Here is a 16545-nt window from a genome sequence, read left to right as displayed (position 1 = left end):
CTGTTAGGGGGAGGATCGCAAGGGGGCTAAACGTTGCAGTCGCGATTGGGCCAAACTGCCCAGCCATTCTGGTCGAAGCAGGGCATAACGCCATAAATCAGTGCGTTGGCCATTGGCCGTGCGCAATTCTTCTCGCAACACGGCTTCTCGCGCAATGCCTAGGCCTGCCAGAAACTGGATGGCAGAGCGGTTGCCAGGGTGTACGCAAAACACCAGTTTGTGAAACGGCAAGTCGGTGAAGGCGGTGTGGAGCAGCCAATGCACGGCCTCTAACGCAGGACGGCTGCCTTGACCACGAAAAAACGCCACCGATGCTTCCGCTTTGGCGTTGTAGAGGTCTACTGCACTGAACGCTAGAAAGCCCAGCGGGGTATGGGTGCGCCGATGCAACACCAGTGCTTCGCGCTCTACCGGAGGATCTAGCTGGGCCAACCACTGCAGGCGCTGCACCCAGTCTTGCAGGGGATGTTCTTGGTGTTGGTATGACGGACGGTAAGCGGCCAAGGCCGCCGCCACTTCGGGCCGTGGATAAAGTTGCAGTATGTCTGCTCCTTCCAGTGCCCGCACCAAGCAGGACACACCTTGATAGTGGAACAGGTGGTCTGCTGCGGGGGTAGAAGGAGTTCGCAAGACAGAATCAGTAGGTGGGGCCGCCGTAGGTGCTGGCACAGGTATTGACGCTGATCTGATCAAGTTCGGAGACGCGGGCATTGGCCCACACTGGGAAACCATTTTCATAGCTGCCTTCAGGCAGGACAATGGTTTGCAGATAGAAGGAGTTGCCTCGTGTCAGGGAGTATCCCAAGGCACCCAAATCCAGTGGAATTGTCAGGGCGACCGTACCGTTGGCAGGCGCGGTTACGCCGGTGGCAACAGGCACCTTCAAACCGGCCAGACCCACCTTGATTTTGGCGTTGAGAATTTCATTGCCGCCAGTGTTGGTGGAAGTGACGACATACAGCACATCTTTGTCTTTCAGGCCCGTTACGACCAGAGACAGTGCGTTGGGCACACCTGTATCGTCGCACAGGGTGGCTGCGCCGTGGTAGGTGCTGTTGCCCAAGCTGTCAAGCCGCACTTTGTTCAGGATGGGCAACTCCACCTGCGTGACTTGGGTCGTGACGATATCGGTATAGGTGGGCGTTAGTGCATGGGCCTGTTGCATCAGAAAGGGCAGCGTGGCGGCCTTGCCAGTGAGCAGGAGGGTAGAAAACTTTTTCAGCATGGTGCAGCGATTCCTAAGGGGCAGGAAAAAAAGAGCCACCCAACCGTCTGAGTAAGCCCATAGATTTTGTGCCACTCTAGCATGCTCTCGGCTTGAATAGAGATTCCTTCCTACAATGTGCCGTTGCTGTTGTAGTCCGCACAGGACTGTGCGGCATTGTTTGAACCACCCACGAAGGAAAACCCCATGGAACACACCCTGCCTCCACTGCCTTATGCAATTGATGCCTTGGCTCCCCACTACAGCCAGGAAACCTTGGAGTTCCACCACGGCAAGCACCATAACGCCTATGTGGTCAACCTGAACAATTTGCAAAAGGGCACGGAGTTCGAGAGCCTGACGCTGGAAGAGATCGTCAAGAAGTCTTCAGGAGGTATTTACAACAACGCAGCCCAAATTTGGAACCACACTTTCTTCTGGAACTGCATGGCCCCCAATGGTGGTGGTGAGCCCACCGGCGCGCTGGCCCAAGCCATCCATGCCAAGTGGGGTAGCTATGCTGCCTTCAAGGAAGCCTTTGTGAAATCGGCGGTGGGCAACTTTGGTTCGGGTTGGACGTGGCTGGTGAAGAAAGCCGATGGTTCTGTCGATATCGTCAATACTGGCGCCGCAGGCACTCCCCTGACCACTGAAGACAAAGCCCTGCTGACAGTGGATGTGTGGGAACATGCCTACTACATTGATTACCGCAATCTGCGCCCCAAGTTTGTCGAAACATTCTTGGACAAGTTGGTGAACTGGAAGTTTGCTGAAGCCAATTTTGCGTAACAGCACATTGCACAGAGCATGAAAAAACGGCCTGCGGGCCGTTTTTTCATGGAGTTTCAGTCCGATAGTGCTTGAATGAGTTCGGTCTCAATGGCAATTTGGCGGGCGCTGTGTTGGAGTTCGGGGCCTTCAACCAGAAAGGTGTCTTCTACCCGTTCTCCCAAGGTGCTGACTTTGGCGAGTTGCACATTCAGTTGGTGCCGTGCCAGTACGCGGGCCACCAGATAGAGCAGACCGGCCCTGTCGCTGGCCGAGATGGCCAACAACCAGCGTTGTGCTTTTTCATCAGGGTGCAGCGTAACGCGGGGGGCAATCGGGAAACTTTTGGCGCGGCGTGACAGGCGTCTGCGACCGGGCTCGGGCAGAGGGCCACTGGCCTCCAGGGTGTGGGTCAGGTCGTTTTCTACCATGTGGGTCAACTCCCGGTAGTGACCCGGTAGCGAGGCCGTGACCACTTGGAAGGTGTCGAGTGCGTAGCCATTGCGGGCAGTGTGTACCCGTGCGTCCAGAATGCTAAAACCTGCCCGGTCAAAATAACCGCAAATACGGGCGAACAGGTCGGGCTGGTCTGGTGCATAGACTGCCACTTGCAGCCCCTCACCTGCCAAGGATTGGCGTGCCCGTACTACCGGATGGGCCGTGCCAACGTGGCGTGAGAGGTGTCGGGTATGCCAGGCAATGTCAGAGGCTTCGTGGCGCATGAAGTAGCTCACGTCCAATGTTTCCCAGAGTTTTTTGTGCGATTCAAACGGTTGGGCGACCAAGGCCAGCATGACCAGTGCTTCGCGTTTGCGTGCCTCAATTTCGGCTGCGGCATCGGGTGCCCGTCCACCCAAGGTGCGCAAAGTGGCGCGGTACAAGTCCTCCAGTAGTTTGCCTTTCCAAGCATTCCAGACTTTGGGGCTGGTGCCCCGAATATCTGCCACCGTGAGCAGGTACAGTGCTGTAAGGTAGCGTTCGTTGCCTACGCGCCGCGCAAATGCGGCAATGATGTCGGGGTCGCTCAGATCTTGTTTTTGTGCCACTTGACTCATGGTCAGGTGTTCGCGCACTAAAAACTCAATCAGTTGGGCATCTTCGCGGGCCACGCCGTGTTGGCGGCAAAAGCGCCGTGCTACTACGGCACCAATCTGGGAGTGGTCTCCTCCGCGACCTTTGCCAATGTCATGAAACAATGCCGCCACATAGAGTGTCCAGGGTTTGTCCCAGCCAGCCGCCAATTGTGAACAAAACGGGTATTCGTGGGCATGGTCGGCCATGAAGAAGCGCCGTACATTGCGCAACACCATCAGGATATGCTGGTCTACGGTATAGACATGGAACAGGTCGTGCTGCATTTGCCCAACGATGCGTCGGAACGACCAGAGATAGCGCCCAAGCACGGAGGTTTGGTTCATCAGGCGCATGGCATGGGTGATGCCCTCAGGCTGTTGCAGGATACGCAAAAAAGCCGCCCGGTTGACTGGGTCTCGGCGGAAAGCGCCATCCATGACGCTGCGCGCCCGGTATAGCGCCCGCAAGGTGCGGGCCGACAGGTGCTGCAAACCGGCAGAGGTTTGGTAGAGCAAGAAGGTTTCGAGGATGGCGTGCGGGTCGTGTTGGTACAGGTCGTCGCTGACCACCTCAATCATCCCAGCTTTGTCCAGAAAGCGGTTGTTGATGGGGCGTGGGGCGTGGTCAGAGGGGTTGAGACGTTCTTCGATGTTGAGCAGCAAGATTTGGCACAACTGCGTGACAGCCTTGGCTGCCCAGTAGTAGCGGCGCATCAGGGTTTCGCTGGCGCGCAGTGGCAGGCCACTGCCATCGGGCGCTTCAGAGCGGTAGCCAAACGATTCGGCTACAGCGGTTTGCAGATCAAACACCAGCCGATCTTCGCGCCGCCCAGCAATGGTATGCAGACGTGCTCGCACTAGCGATAGCAGGGCTTCGTTACGCACCAATTGGCGCAGCTCAAATGGCGTTGCCAGCCCGCTACGGGCCAGTTCTTGCCAGCTGTGGCCTAGCCCTGCAGCACGCGCTACCCAGAGCACCGTTTGCAGATCACGCAGGCTGCCGGGCGATTCTTTGCAATTGGGCTCCAGCGCGTACGGTGTGTTGTCGTATTTGTTGTGGCGCTGGCGCATCTCCAGCGTTTTGGCAATCAGAAAGGCTTTGGGGTCGAGGTGGGCGCGGTATTGCTGCTCAAACTCGGTAAACAGTGCCACGTTGCCACACAGTAGCCTGGCCTCCAATAAGGAGGTTTGTACGGTCACATCTTGCGCCGCCTCGGTGGTGCATTCGGCCACCGTGCGCACGCTGGAGCCAATTTCTAGCCCTACATCCCAGCAGCTGCTGATAAAACCTTCAATGGCTTGGCGCTGGGCTATGGCGGTGTGGCTGTCGGGCAGTAACAACAGCACATCCACATCCGAATGCGGAAACAATTCGCCTCTGCCAAAGCCACCCACAGCTATCAAAGCCATGCTTTCGGGCAGGGCGGCCCGTTGCCACAACTGTGAGAGCAAATTGCCTGCAATGCGCGCCAAGGTACGCAGGTGGGCATGGATGCCGCGCGTGGAGGCTTGTGAGGCTGTCAGGGAGGCCAGCAGCTCGGCTTTCTGACGGCGGTAAGTGTCGCGCAGGGCTTGCAGTTCGGTCATGGCAAGTATTCGGGAAGAAACAACAAGGGCCAGACCATGCAAGAACTGTGCGAGGAGGCACTCAGGTGGCCGTGGCCTGAACGAAATGGGGCAGGGCCGGATAGCCTGCGGACAGCGTCAGCACTTCGTAGCCAGTGGGGGTGACGAGCACGGTATGCTCCCATTGTGCCGACAAGCTGCGGTCTTTGGTGATGATCGTCCAGCCATCATTGCCCAGTTCTTTGATGTCACGCTTGCCCGCGTTGAGCATCGGCTCAATGGTGAAAATCATGCCAGGCTTGAGTTCTTCTAGGGTGCCAGGGCGGCCATAGTGCAGCACCTGGGGTTCTTCGTGAAATTTTTGCCCAATGCCGTGGCCGCAAAACTCACGCACTACCGACAGGCCGTGGCTTTCGGCAAATTTCTGGATGGCATGGCCAATGTCGCCCAAACGGGCGCCGGGCTTGACCTGCAAAATGCCCAACCACATGGCCTCGTAGGTCAGGGCGCACAGGCGCTTGGCAGCAATCGAACAATCGCCAATCAGGTACATGCGGCTGCTGTCACCATACCAACCATCATCGGTAATCACGGTCACGTCCACATTCACGATGTCGCCCTTTTTCAGGGGTTTGTCGTTGGGGATACCGTGGCAGACTACATGGTTGACCGAAGTGCACAGCGACGCTGGATAGGCAGGGTAGCCTGGCGGTTGGTAGCCAATGGTGGCTGAGCGCGTGCCTTGGCGGGCCATGCACTCGGCGCCTAGGCGGTCGATTTCAAGTGTGGTGATACCGGGCTGGATATGGGGGGCAATGTAGTCCAGCACTTCGGAGGCCAGACGGCAAGCCCGGCGCATAGCGTCGATTTCCGGGGCCGTTTTAATGGTGATACTCATAGGCCGGTGATTATCCCATTGCCTTTTGCCATTGGTCACAGCGGGGGCTTGGATGGGGGCAGGCCGGTAAAATGGCCCCTTCTGCTGGCGCTGTCCAGCCTCTTTTGCCTCTTATTTTTATCAACTAGGCCGCCAACGTGACCTTGCACATCACCACGCTTGCGGGCGCTAATGCCCTCAGCCCCTTCCGCGCCCAGCAACTTTTGCCTGCGCTCCAAGCCATCCACCCCAAGATTGCCTCGATTGCGGCACGCTTTGTCCATCTGGTGGCCACCGATGTTGCACCAGCGCCAGACACCCTAGAGCGTCTGGCGGCCTTGCTCACCTATGGTGAGCCTTATGCTGGCCCCGCCGAGGGCGCTGCGCTGATTGTCACGCCCCGTTTGGGCACCGTATCGCCTTGGGCCTCTAAAGCCACCGACATTGCCCACAATTGCAGCTTGGCCGTGCGCCGCATTGAGCGCGTGACCGAATACCACCTCACTTTGCAGTCGGGCCTGCTCAGCAAGCCAAGCCTGAATGCCGAGCAGCTGCAGCAAGTGGCGGCCCTGCTGCACGACCGCATGACCGAATCGGTGGTGACGGATTTGAGCGGCGCACAAGCCCTGTTTACCGAGCTGCCCGCCCAGCCAATGGAGCATGTGGATGTGTTGGGCGGTGGCCGGGCTGCACTCATTGCCGCTAACAAGCAATGGGGGCTGGCGCTGGCCGAGGACGAAATCGACTATCTGGTCACTGCCTTCCAAGGTTTGCAGCGCAACCCTACCGATGTCGAGCTGATGATGTTCGCGCAGGCCAACAGCGAACACTGTCGCCACAAAATTTTCAATGCCCAGTTCACCATTGACGGGCGAACCCAAGACAAGAGCCTGTTTGCGATGATTCGCAACACGCACCAATTGGCCCCCCAGCACACGGTGGTGGCCTACGCTGACAACGCTTCCATCATGGAAGGCAGTGTGGTGGAGCGTTTTGTGGCCCGTATGCAAGGTGATGCCAACAGCTACCAAAAAGAACAGGCCACACACCATGTGCTGATGAAGGTAGAAACGCACAACCACCCCACGGCGATTTCGCCCTTCCCCGGTGCTTCTACGGGTGCGGGCGGTGAAATCCGTGACGAGGGCGCTACCGGGCGCGGCTCCAAGCCCAAGGCGGGCCTGACGGGCTTTACCGTGTCCAAACTCTGGGACGGCGCGTCCGACCAAGCTGGCGGCAAACCCGGCCATATCGCTAGCCCGCTGCAAATCATGATTGAAGGCCCGTTGGGCGGCGCGGCCTTTAACAATGAGTTTGGCCGTCCCAACTTGGCTGGTTATTTCCGCGAATACGAGCAAACCGTGGCCGGTGTGCAGCGTGGCTACCACAAACCCATCATGATTGCCGGTGGCTTGGGCGTGATCGATGCGGAGCAAACGAAAAAAATCGAATTTCCCGCCGGTTCGTTGTTGATTCAACTGGGTGGCCCCGGTATGCGCATTGGCATGGGCGGCAGTGCCGCCAGCTCGATGGCCACGGGTACGAATGCCGCTGAACTGGATTTTGACTCGGTGCAACGCGGCAACCCCGAAATTGAACGCCGCGCCCAAGAAGTCATTAACCACTGCTGGGCGCAGGGCGAGAAGAACCCGATTTTGGCGATTCACGATGTGGGTGCGGGTGGCTTGTCCAACGCCTTCCCTGAGCTGACCAACGATGCGGGACGCGGTGCGCGTTTTGACCTGCGTGCGGTGCAGTTGGAAGAGTCGGGCCTGTCGCCCAAAGAAATTTGGAGCAACGAAAGCCAAGAACGCTACGTGCTGGCGATTGCGCCCGAGTCGCTGGAGCAGTTCCGTGCCTTTTGTGAGCGCGAGCGTTGCCCGTTTGCCGTGATTGGCACGGCCACCGAACAACGCCAACTGGTGCTGGAAGACACCGCCGCTACGGCAGCAGACCAGAAATTCCCGGTCGATATGCCCATGTCGGTATTGTTGGGCAAGCCGCCCAAGATGCACCGCGATGTCCAAACCGTGCAGCGTGCCTTCCAGCCGATGGAACTGACCGGTGTCGATTTGCAAAAAGCCATCATTGATGTGCTGAGTCACCCCACCGTGGCTTCCAAGCGTTTCCTCATCACCATTGGCGACCGCGCTGTGGGCGGCCTGACACACCGCGACCAAATGGTCGGGCCGTGGCAGATTCCGGTGGCCGATGTGGCCGTGACGCTGGCCGATTTCAAGGGCTTTGCCGGTGAAGCGATGGCGATGGGTGAGCGCACCCCATTGGCTGCCTTGGATGCCCCGGCTTCGGGCCGCATGGCGATTGCCGAGGCCATTACCAACCTGCTGGCTGCGCCGGTGGAGTTGTCGCGCGTCAAACTGTCGGCCAACTGGATGGCTGCTTGTGGCGAGCCGGGCGAAGATGCCGCCCTGTACGAAACGGTAAAAGCCGTGGGTATGGAGCTGTGCCCAGCCTTGGGTATCTCAATTCCGGTGGGCAAAGACTCGCTGTCCATGCGTACCCAATGGCAGCACGCTGGCGAAAGCCATAAAGTGGTGTCGCCCGTCAGCCTCATCATCACCGCCTTTGCCACCTTGGATGATGTGCGTGGCACGCTCACTCCGCAACTGAACGCCCAAGAAGAAGACACCACGCTGCTGTTGGTCGATTTGGGCAAGGGCCAGCACCGCATGGGCGGCAGCATTCTGGGCCAAGTGCTGAACCAATCGGGCGATGTAGTGCCCGATTTGGACGATGCCCAAGACCTGATGCAATTGGTCAAGGCCATCAACACCTTGCGTGCCCAAGGACAAATTCTGGCCTACCACGACCGCAGCGATGGCGGCTTGCTGGCCGCCGTGGCCGAAATGGCCTTTGCGGGCCATGTGGGTGTGGCCTTGAATGTTGACATGTTGGTCACAGAAGGCGACGGCATCAGCGATAGCCGCATGGACACCGGCGATTCCAAGAACTGGGCACAGCAAGTGAGCGCCCGCCGCGAAGAGCTGACGCTCAAGGCCCTGTTCAGCGAAGAACTGGGCGTGGTGCTGCAAGTACGCACTGCCGAGCGCAACGCCGTGATGCAAACCTTGCGCGAGCATGGCTTGTCCAAGTTCAGCCACTTTGTCGGCAAGACCCGTCCGCTCAGTTCCAGCATCGATGCAGGCAAGGGCCAATTGTCCATCTGGCGCGATGCCAAAGAAGTGTTCAGCGCCCCATTGGCTGACTTGCACCAAGTCTGGGACAGCGTGAGCTGGAAAATCTGCCAGCAGCGCGATAACCCCGCCTGCGCCGATGCCGAACACGCTGCCGCCGGTGACCCCCAAGACCCCGGTATGCACGTCCATCTGACGTTTGACCCGGCAGAGAATGTGGCTGCGCCGTTCCTGAACCTCTCGCGCCCCAAAGTGGCCGTGTTGCGCGAGCAGGGGGTCAATTCGCATGTGGAAATGGCCTATGCCTTTACCGAAGCCGGTTTTGAGGCCGTAGATGTCCACATGACCGACCTGCAAACCGGCCGGGTGCGTTTGCAAGACGTACAAGGCGTGGTGGCCTGCGGTGGCTTCAGCTACGGCGACACCTTGGGCGCAGGCATTGGCTGGGCGCGTTCCATCACTTTCAACCCGGTGCTGGCCGAGCAATTCCAAGGCTTCTTTGCCCGCCCAGACACCTTTGGTTTGGGCGTGTGCAATGGTTGCCAAATGTTTGCCGAATTGGCCGACATCATCCCTGGCGCACAAGATTGGCCGCGCTTCACTACCAACCAAAGCGAACGCTTTGAAGCCCGCCTGAGCATGGTCGAAGTGTTGGAGTCGCCCAGCATCTTCTTGCAGGGCATGGCCGGTAGCCGTTTGCCGATTGCCGTGGCCCACGGCGAGGGCTATGCCAACTTCAAGCACCGGGGCAATGCCGCCCAAGTGCTGGCGGCCATGCGCTTTGTCGATAACACTGGCGCAGCCACGGAGCGTTACCCGTTCAACCCCAACGGCAGCGCGGGTGGCCTGACCGGCGTAACCACCGCTGATGGTCGCTTTACTGCCATGATGCCGCACCCCGAGCGCGTGTTCCGCAACGTGCAAATGAGCTGGACGGACATGGCCGCCAGTGGTGGTGCTAGTGCTGCCAGCCCGTGGTTGCGCCTGTGGCGCAATGCGCGCCGTTGGGTCGCTTGACCGGCACCTGTCGATCAGATCTAGGCCGTATCACAATGCAGCTTTCAGCTTCCGTCATCATCGGGCTGAAAGCTGTTTTTTTATTCTCCCTAAGGAGCTGCTATGGCCGGAGCCAGTTTGTTAACCCTGTTGGATGACATCGCCACCATCCTTGACGATGTGGCTTTGATGACCAAAGTAGCCGCAAAAAAGAGCGTGGCTATGGCCGACGATGTCTCGGTGATGACCAAGGTGGCAGCACAAAAGACGGCTGGAGTGCTGGGGGATGATTTGGCGCTCAATGCGCAACAGGTGGCCGGGGTGCGGGCTGAGCGTGAAATCCCGGTGGTTTGGGCCGTGGCCAAGGGATCACTGCTTAACAAGGCAATTTTGGTGCCTTTGGCGCTGCTGATCAGTGCCTTAGCCCCTTGGGCGGTGACACCCCTGCTGATGGTGGGGGGGGCTTTCCTGTGCTTTGAGGGTTGTGAAAAGCTGGCCCACCATTTTATGCATGGCGCTACCGATGAGGCCGATGGGCACGACAACACCGCTATATTGGCTGGGAGCGAGCCAACCACCGATATGGCAGCGTTCGAGCGAGACAAGGTGAAAGGTGCTGTGCGCACAGACTTTATTCTCTCGGCCGAAATTATTGCCATTACCTTGGGCACGGTAGCGGCCGCGCCTTTTATTCAACAGGTGACGGTGCTGTCTGGCATTGCCGTCCTGATGACGGTGGGGGTCTATGGGTTGGTCGCTGGCATCGTCAAACTCGATGATCTGGGCCTGTGGCTGACCCGCCAAAGCAGCACTTTGGTGCAAGGGCTGGGGCGGGGTATCGTGGGGGCAGCACCTTGGCTCATGAAGGGGCTGTCGGTGGCAGGCACTGCGGCCATGTTTTTGGTCGGTGGAGGTATTTTGGCGCATGGTGTGCCGTGGTTACACCACCATATCGAGGCGGCAGGCACAGCGGCATTGCAATGGCCTGTTGGTGCGTTGTGGCAGGTACTCCTACCCAATGTGCTCAATGCCGTATTGGGGGTATTGGCGGGTGCTGTGGTGTTGGTCGTGGTGCTGTGGGGGCAACGGTTGCGCAGCACAGACCATAGAGGCACCAAGGCGTGAGCAGCCCTCGTTTGCTATGGGCTCCTTCAGGCTGTGGCCTAATGGAGGACTTTTCTTTTTATTTTCACTTTTAACGGAGGCCATTCATGGGCAACAAAATCGTTACGGAAGCAGATCGCAAGCGCACCCCCCGTCCCCAGACTCCCAATGGCGTGACCTTGCCCACCCCTGGCCGTGGTCAGCGCGTGAGCTTGGAGCGCGGCGTGGCAACACGCAGCAAGAAGAACCCCGGCAAACGCTCGAAGAAGGGCGGCTGATTCCGCTGCTACAGAGCGTGCTTTGCTGCGCTCTGCATAAAAAAAGCCCTCTTGACGAGGGCTTTTTTGTGTCTGTATGCCCCAGGGGGGCAGCAACACAACTTATACCTGCTCTAGCGCCTGGGCCAGGTCGGCGCGCAGATCGTCAATGTGCTCAATGCCTACAGACAAGCGCACCATGCCTTCGCTGACGCCTGCTTTGGCCAGTTCTGTGGGGTTGAGCTGGCGGTGGGTTGTGGAGGCGGGATGGGTAGCCAGCGACTTGGCATCGCCGATATTGACCAAACGGGTAAACAATTGCAGTGCGTCCAAGAAGCGCGCTCCAGCAGCGCGCGGGTCGGCCTCTTGGCCCTTGAGGCTGAACGACAAAATCCCCGAAGCCTTGCCACCGAGCTGGCGCTGGACGAGCGCATGGTCGGGGTGGTCAGGCAGACCAGCATAGCGCACCCATTCCACCTTGGGGTGTTGCTGCAGGTATTGGGCCAGAGCTTGGGCGTTATCGCAGATGCGATCCATCCGCAAGGCCAGGGTTTCAATGCCTTGAAGAATCAGGAAAGCATTGAGCGGTGCCAGGGCCGCACCCATATTGCGCAGCGGCACCACACGGGCACGGCCAATAAAGGCTGCAGCACCCAGTGCCTCGGTGTACACCACGCCGTGGTAGCTCACATCGGGCTCGTTCAGGCGTTTAAAACGCTCTTTGTGCTCGGCCCAAGGAAATTTGCCACTATCGACAATCGCACCACCCACGCTGTTGCCGTGGCCACCCAGGTACTTGGTGAGTGAGTGCACCACAATGTCGGCGCCGTGTTCAATCGGGCGCAACAGATAGGGGCTGGGCACGGTGTTGTCCACGATCAGTGGCACACCGTGGGCATGGGCCACATCGGCCAAAGCACGGATGTCGGTGACGTTGCCCAACGGGTTGCCAATCGATTCAATAAAGATGGCCTTGGTGCGGGCATCAATGTGCTGTGCAAAGCTGGCTGGGTCGCGCGGATCGGCAAAGCGCACCTCAATGCCTTGTTGTGGGAAGGTGTGGGCAAACAGGTTGTAGGTGCCGCCATACAAGGTGCTGGCCGAGACAATGTTGTCGCCCGCTTCGGCCAAAGTTTGGATGGCATAGGTAATGGCCGCCATCCCCGAGGCGACTGCCAGCGCCGCAATGCCACCTTCCAAGGCCGCCACACGCTTTTCCAGCACGTCGGTGGTCGGGTTCATGATGCGGGTGTAAATGTTGCCTTGGACTTTCAGGTCGAACAGGTCGGCACCATGTTGAGCACTGTCAAAGGCGTAAGCAACGGTCTGGTAGACAGGCACGGCCACCGATTTGGTCGTGGGGTCAGGGGAGTAACCAGCGTGAACGGCAAGGGTATCAAGATGCATGAAATGTGTTCCTCAAAGGCGAGCCCCGCGCTCGTGCGGAGCTGGCGGGCATTGTTGCATGGGGCACTACAGCACCAGCAATGTTTTGCAGATGTGCTTATGCTTTTTGTGTACCGTGGCCGCCCTGCAAGAAATGGATGTCCACGGGATAATGGTCGGCTTTTGCATGGCCGTTTGCGCTCTGCACAGCGTTGTCCATGCGTTCTTCTTCCTCCTCTGTGTTTGTATCGCCGGAGCCTCTCACCGGCCACCGCTTTATCCTTTGGGTGCTGCTGCTGGGGGGACTGACAGCGGTAGCCCCCTTGTCCATCGATATGTACCTGCCCAGTTTTGGGCAGGTAGAGCAAGATTTGCACGCCCCCGCCGGTAGCATGGAGTGGACACTGTCTACCTTCTTTATTGGCCTGATGTTGGGTCAGTTGATCTACGGCCCTGTCAGTGATCGTTTTGGCCGCAAATGGCCGTTGTATGTGGGTTTTTCCGTGTACACCGTGGCCTCGTTGGGGTGTGCTCTGGCCGACAACATCACGATGCTGTGGGTATGCCGGTTTTTGCAGGGCATGGGGGGATGTGCTGGTTTGGTCATTTCCAGTGCCATCGTGCATGACCGCATGGGTGCCCGCGAATCGGCGCGTATTTTCTCGTTGCTGATGCTGGTCATGGGGCTGGCACCTATTCTGGCGCCCTTGTTGGGGGGCTGGTTACTGCAATGGTGGGGTTGGCGGGCCATTTTTGGCGTCTTGGTGGTGTTTGGGCTCATCTGTTTGTGGGGAGTGCGGCTGGGCTTGCAAGAGAGCCACGACACTACCCAAGAGCCACCATTGCAGTGGGGTACGGTGGCGCGCAATTACCGCAACTTGTTGCGTGACCGCACTTTTATGGGGTTGGTGGTCAGTGCCGGCCTGACCCGTGCCGGCATGTTTGCCTACATAGCAGGTTCACCCTTTGTGCTGATGCAGCTTTATGGTGTCACACCGCAGAACTACGGCTGGTTTTTTGGTGCCAATGCGTTGGGATTGATTGTGGCCAGTCAGCTCAACGCTTATTGGCTTAAAAAGACAGCCGCCACTACCTTGCTGCGCTTGGCCTTATGGCTGCCACCATTGGCTGGGTCTGCACTGGCCGTGTTGGCACTGACGGGCTGGATGTCGCTGGGCTGGTTTGCCGCAGGCTGTTTTGTGTTTATGTCCAGTGTGGGGGTCATTGGCCCTAATGCCAGTGCCACTGCCTTGGCAACCCAAGGGCAGCGGGCTGGCACTGCGGCTGCCTTCAATGGTGCCCTGGCTTTTCTGTTTGCCACGTTGGCAGGCACCTTGGTTGGGGGCTTGCACAACGGCACCAGCGAGCCGTTGGCGTTGGTCATGGCCTTGTGTGGTTGGGGGGCATGGGCCAGCTACTATGGTTTAGTCAGGCACGATGCTGCATCCGCACCCGCCACACCCTGCTGAGGGTCAGGCACCAGCACGGCGTGGACGCTGGCGCCACATTTTTTCCAGTTCTACTGCCACATACATCATCGAGGCCGCACCCAGACAAATCACCAACTCCAGCGTGCTCAGAGGTTGGGTTTTGAAGATAGGGTTGAGCGCCGGTACATAAATCGTTGCCATCTGCAACACAAAGGTCAATGCCACAGCACCCAGCAACGGCAGGTTAGTCCCCAGGCCCAAGCGCCACAGTGGTTCTGTTTCGGAGCGTATGCCCATGATGTGTGCCATCTGACCCAAAATCAGCACCGTAAACACCATCGTCTGCCAATTTTCGTGGCCAGTGTGTATGGCCCACGCCTGCACACCCAAGCACAAAGCCCCCAGCAGCAAGCCAATACCCACAATATGTTGCCACATTCCACCGGCAAACATGCTTTCTGTCGGTGGGCGCGGTGGGCGGCGCATGATGTTGCGTTCGGCTGGTTCGGTGGCCAAAGCCAACCCAGGCAGACCATCGGTAACCAAATTGACCCACAAAATGTGGATGGGCAACAGCGGCATGGGCAGCCCCAGAAGCGGGGCCATGCAGATGGTGATGATCTCGCCAGAGTTGTCGGTCATGGTGTACCGAACAAACTTGCGAATGTTGTCGTAGATGCGCCGCCCTTCTTTCACGGCTGCCACAATGGTAGAAAAATTATCGTCCAGCAGCACCAAGCTCGAAGCCTCACGTGCCACATCTGTGCCGCCCTTACCCATTGATATGCCAATGTCAGCCCGTTTGAGGGCGGGGGCATCATTGACGCCATCGCCTGTCATGGCCACAAAATGGCCTTGGGCTTGCAGTGCTTGCACAATCCTGATTTTCTGCGCTGGATCTACCCGCGCATAGACCTGAACGCCACGCACATGCGTTTGCAAACTCGCATCGTCCATGCTGGCTAGATCGGCGCCTGTCAATACGGGTGCGTCGGCATGGGTGACGATGCCCAACCTGTGGGCAATGGCGCGCGCAGTGGCTGGGTGGTCGCCAGTGATCATCACCGGGACGATACCTGCGGTAATGCAATCGTGTACCGCTGCTTGTGCCTCGGGGCGTGGGGGATCAATCAGGGCGATCAGGCCCAGCAGTTCGAGTTGATTTTCTACGGCTTCTAGGGCGTTGGTGTCTGGCAAACGGGTATGGTTGCGCCGGGCCAGTGCCAATACGCGCAGACCTTGCGCTGCCAGCATCTGGGCTTTGTGCAGCACAGCCTCTGTGTCCAGGGGTTGTGGGCCTTGGGGTGTCCATTGCTGGGTGCAGCGCGGTAGCATAGACTCCGGGGCTCCTTTGGTGTAGGCCACAAAGCCAGTACCCTCCCGGTGGAAGGTGGTCATGCGCTTGCGGTCTGAGTCAAAGGGTTGTTCTTGTACCCGTGGCTGGGCCGCTTCCAAGGTGGTTTTGTCTAACCCGCCCGCATAAGCGGCCAAGACCAGTGCAGTTTCAGTAGGGTCGCCTTGCCATTGATGGCTGGGGCTGGTGGTGGCATGGTCGGCATGGCGGGTTGCATCATTGCACAGAGCCGCGGCGCGCAAAGCCTCGGCATGTACGGGGCTGGGCAAAGCATCACCGGGAATCCAGCGATCTTCCAAGGCCAACAACAATTCCGCGTGCATTCGGTTTTGTGTCAAGGTGCCAGTTTTGTCTGAACAGATGGTGGTGACAGAGCCCAGTGTTTCTACCGATGGCAAGCGCCGCACCAGGGCATGAACTCCCACCATGCGGCGTGCCCCCAATGCCAACAGGATGGTCACTACGGCAGGCAGTGCTTCAGGAATGGCCGCGACGGCCAAGCTGATGGCCGTCAGGGCAATCAGCGCCGGGTCTTCTCCGCGCAACAAACCCGTTAAAAACAAGACGGCACAAATCGCCAATACCACCAACGCCAGTTTTTTGCCAAAAGCCGCCAAGCGCAGTTGCAACGGGGTGCTGCGCTCACCGCTGTCAAGCAAAGTGGCTACTTTGCCCAATTCGGTACGCATTCCGGTGGCTACTACCAAACCACGGGCACGGCCATGTGTGGCCGTAGTGCCCTTGAATGCCATGTTGGTGCGGTCGCCCAAAGCATGGCTGTTTTGGCGCTGCAAAGTAGCGGTTTGTTTGGCGACCGTGACCGATTCGCCAGTCAGCGAGGACTCGTCCACCTGCAACTGTGCAATCTCGATCAGGCGCAAATCGGCCGGAATCTGGTTGCCCGCCTCAAGTAGCACGATGTCGCCCGGCACGAGCACATTGGCGGGTACTACCTGCACTTGGCCGTTGCGCAGCACAGTGGCCTGGGCTGCAGCCAATTGGCGCAGGGCTGCCAGCGCCTTATCAGCCCGCCACGCCTGTACAAAGCCGATTACCGCATTGAGCACCACGATAAACAAAATGACCAGCGTGTCGGTCATTTCTCCTATCAACCCAGAGATGATGGCTGCTCCGAGCAACACCAGCACCATGAAATCCTTGAACTGATCAAGCAACAAAACCCAAGGACTGCGCTGGCTGCCGGTTTCCAATTCATTGGGGCCGTGGGTGTTGGCGCGGCGTTCGGCTTCTGTGCTGGCCAAGCCTTGCTGCACATCCACAGCCTGTGCCTGAGCCAAGGTATCGATATCTTGCAGATGCCATTCGCCCGGTTGGGCGGGAGACTCAGGGGTGGTCATGGGCTTGTCTCCTTGCT

11 protein-coding genes are annotated in these 16545 nt (G+C 58.6%); 5 read left to right on the top strand and 6 right to left on the bottom strand.

Going from position 1 to position 16545, the window contains the following annotated elements; translation table 11 throughout:
• Positions 1-3: 3 nt before the first annotated feature.
• Entirely contained in the window at positions 4-630 is a 627-nt protein-coding gene (locus ACYVB2_RS07750) for a GNAT family N-acetyltransferase (protein ID WP_382429886.1), read from the bottom strand.
• A 7-nt stretch (positions 631-637) separates the two neighbouring features.
• Complete coding sequence (locus ACYVB2_RS07745) at positions 638-1225, bottom strand: hypothetical protein (protein ID WP_382429888.1); 588 nt, start codon at positions 1223-1225, stop codon at positions 638-640.
• A gap of 186 nt (positions 1226-1411) precedes the next feature.
• Between ACYVB2_RS07745 and ACYVB2_RS07740 the strand changes: the two genes are divergently transcribed.
• Positions 1412-1993, top strand: coding sequence for a Fe-Mn family superoxide dismutase (locus ACYVB2_RS07740; RefSeq protein ID WP_382429890.1), 582 nt, complete (start codon positions 1412-1414; stop codon positions 1991-1993).
• Positions 1994-2049: 56 nt separating this feature from the next.
• On the opposite strand, the gene ACYVB2_RS07735 is transcribed toward ACYVB2_RS07740, so the two are convergent.
• Positions 2050-4632, bottom strand: coding sequence for a [protein-PII] uridylyltransferase (locus tag ACYVB2_RS07735; RefSeq protein WP_382429892.1), 2583 nt, complete (start codon positions 4630-4632; stop codon positions 2050-2052).
• Between the two features lie 61 nt (positions 4633-4693).
• A complete protein-coding gene (map, locus tag ACYVB2_RS07730; protein ID WP_382429894.1) occupies positions 4694-5509 on the bottom strand; it encodes a type I methionyl aminopeptidase in 816 nt (271 codons plus the stop codon).
• Between the two features lie 137 nt (positions 5510-5646).
• Between map and purL the strand changes: the two genes are divergently transcribed.
• The 3 genes from purL to ACYVB2_RS07715 all read left to right on the top strand — a co-directional run bounded on the left by purL (position 5647) and on the right by ACYVB2_RS07715 (position 11021).
• Positions 5647-9660, top strand: coding sequence for a phosphoribosylformylglycinamidine synthase (gene purL, locus ACYVB2_RS07725; RefSeq protein WP_382429896.1), 4014 nt, complete (start codon positions 5647-5649; stop codon positions 9658-9660).
• 102 nt (positions 9661-9762) lie between these two features.
• On the top strand, positions 9763-10764 hold the full coding sequence (locus ACYVB2_RS07720; RefSeq protein ID WP_382429898.1) for a DUF808 domain-containing protein: 1002 nt from the start codon (positions 9763-9765) through the stop codon (positions 10762-10764).
• Positions 10765-10850: 86 nt separating this feature from the next.
• Positions 10851-11021, top strand: a complete 171-nt coding sequence (locus ACYVB2_RS07715; RefSeq protein ID WP_382429900.1) for a hypothetical protein — start codon at positions 10851-10853, stop codon at positions 11019-11021.
• Between the two features lie 102 nt (positions 11022-11123).
• On the opposite strand, the gene ACYVB2_RS07710 is transcribed toward ACYVB2_RS07715, so the two are convergent.
• On the bottom strand, positions 11124-12407 hold the full coding sequence (locus ACYVB2_RS07710; protein WP_382429902.1) for an O-acetylhomoserine aminocarboxypropyltransferase/cysteine synthase family protein: 1284 nt from the start codon (positions 12405-12407) through the stop codon (positions 11124-11126).
• 197 nt (positions 12408-12604) lie between these two features.
• On the opposite strand from ACYVB2_RS07710, the gene ACYVB2_RS07705 reads away from it, so the two are divergent.
• A complete protein-coding gene (locus ACYVB2_RS07705) occupies positions 12605-13855 on the top strand; it encodes a Bcr/CflA family multidrug efflux MFS transporter (RefSeq protein ID WP_382429904.1) in 1251 nt (416 codons plus the stop codon).
• Positions 13856-13858: 3 nt separating this feature from the next.
• Here the strand turns inward: ACYVB2_RS07705 and ACYVB2_RS07700 are convergent, their stop codons facing one another.
• Positions 13859-16528, bottom strand: a complete 2670-nt coding sequence (locus ACYVB2_RS07700; protein WP_382429906.1) for a cation-translocating P-type ATPase — start codon at positions 16526-16528, stop codon at positions 13859-13861.
• Positions 16529-16545: the final 17 nt, after the last annotated feature.

It is taken from the genome of Giesbergeria giesbergeri (assembly GCF_054779375.1).
The sequence above is the reverse complement of the archived record's forward strand: the minus strand, read 5'-3'. Positions and strand labels throughout refer to the sequence as shown.

What these genes read in the sequence shown, in the direction of transcription:
- ACYVB2_RS07705 (WP_382429904.1), top strand. Translation starts at nt 12,605, where the DNA reads ATGCGTTCTTCTTCCTCCTCTGTGTTTGTATCGCCGGAGCCTCTCACC.
- ACYVB2_RS07715 (WP_382429900.1), top strand. Translation starts at nt 10,851, where the DNA reads ATGGGCAACAAAATCGTTACGGAAGCAGATCGCAAGCGCACCCCCCGT.
- map (WP_382429894.1), bottom strand. Translation starts at nt 5,509, where the DNA reads ATGAGTATCACCATTAAAACGGCCCCGGAAATCGACGCTATGCGCCGG.
- ACYVB2_RS07740 (WP_382429890.1), top strand. Translation starts at nt 1,412, where the DNA reads ATGGAACACACCCTGCCTCCACTGCCTTATGCAATTGATGCCTTGGCT.
- ACYVB2_RS07710 (WP_382429902.1), bottom strand. Translation starts at nt 12,407, where the DNA reads ATGCATCTTGATACCCTTGCCGTTCACGCTGGTTACTCCCCTGACCCC.
- ACYVB2_RS07700 (WP_382429906.1), bottom strand. Translation starts at nt 16,528, where the DNA reads ATGACCACCCCTGAGTCTCCCGCCCAACCGGGCGAATGGCATCTGCAA.
- ACYVB2_RS07745 (WP_382429888.1), bottom strand. Translation starts at nt 1,225, where the DNA reads ATGCTGAAAAAGTTTTCTACCCTCCTGCTCACTGGCAAGGCCGCCACG.
- ACYVB2_RS07735 (WP_382429892.1), bottom strand. Translation starts at nt 4,632, where the DNA reads ATGACCGAACTGCAAGCCCTGCGCGACACTTACCGCCGTCAGAAAGCC.
- ACYVB2_RS07720 (WP_382429898.1), top strand. Translation starts at nt 9,763, where the DNA reads ATGGCCGGAGCCAGTTTGTTAACCCTGTTGGATGACATCGCCACCATC.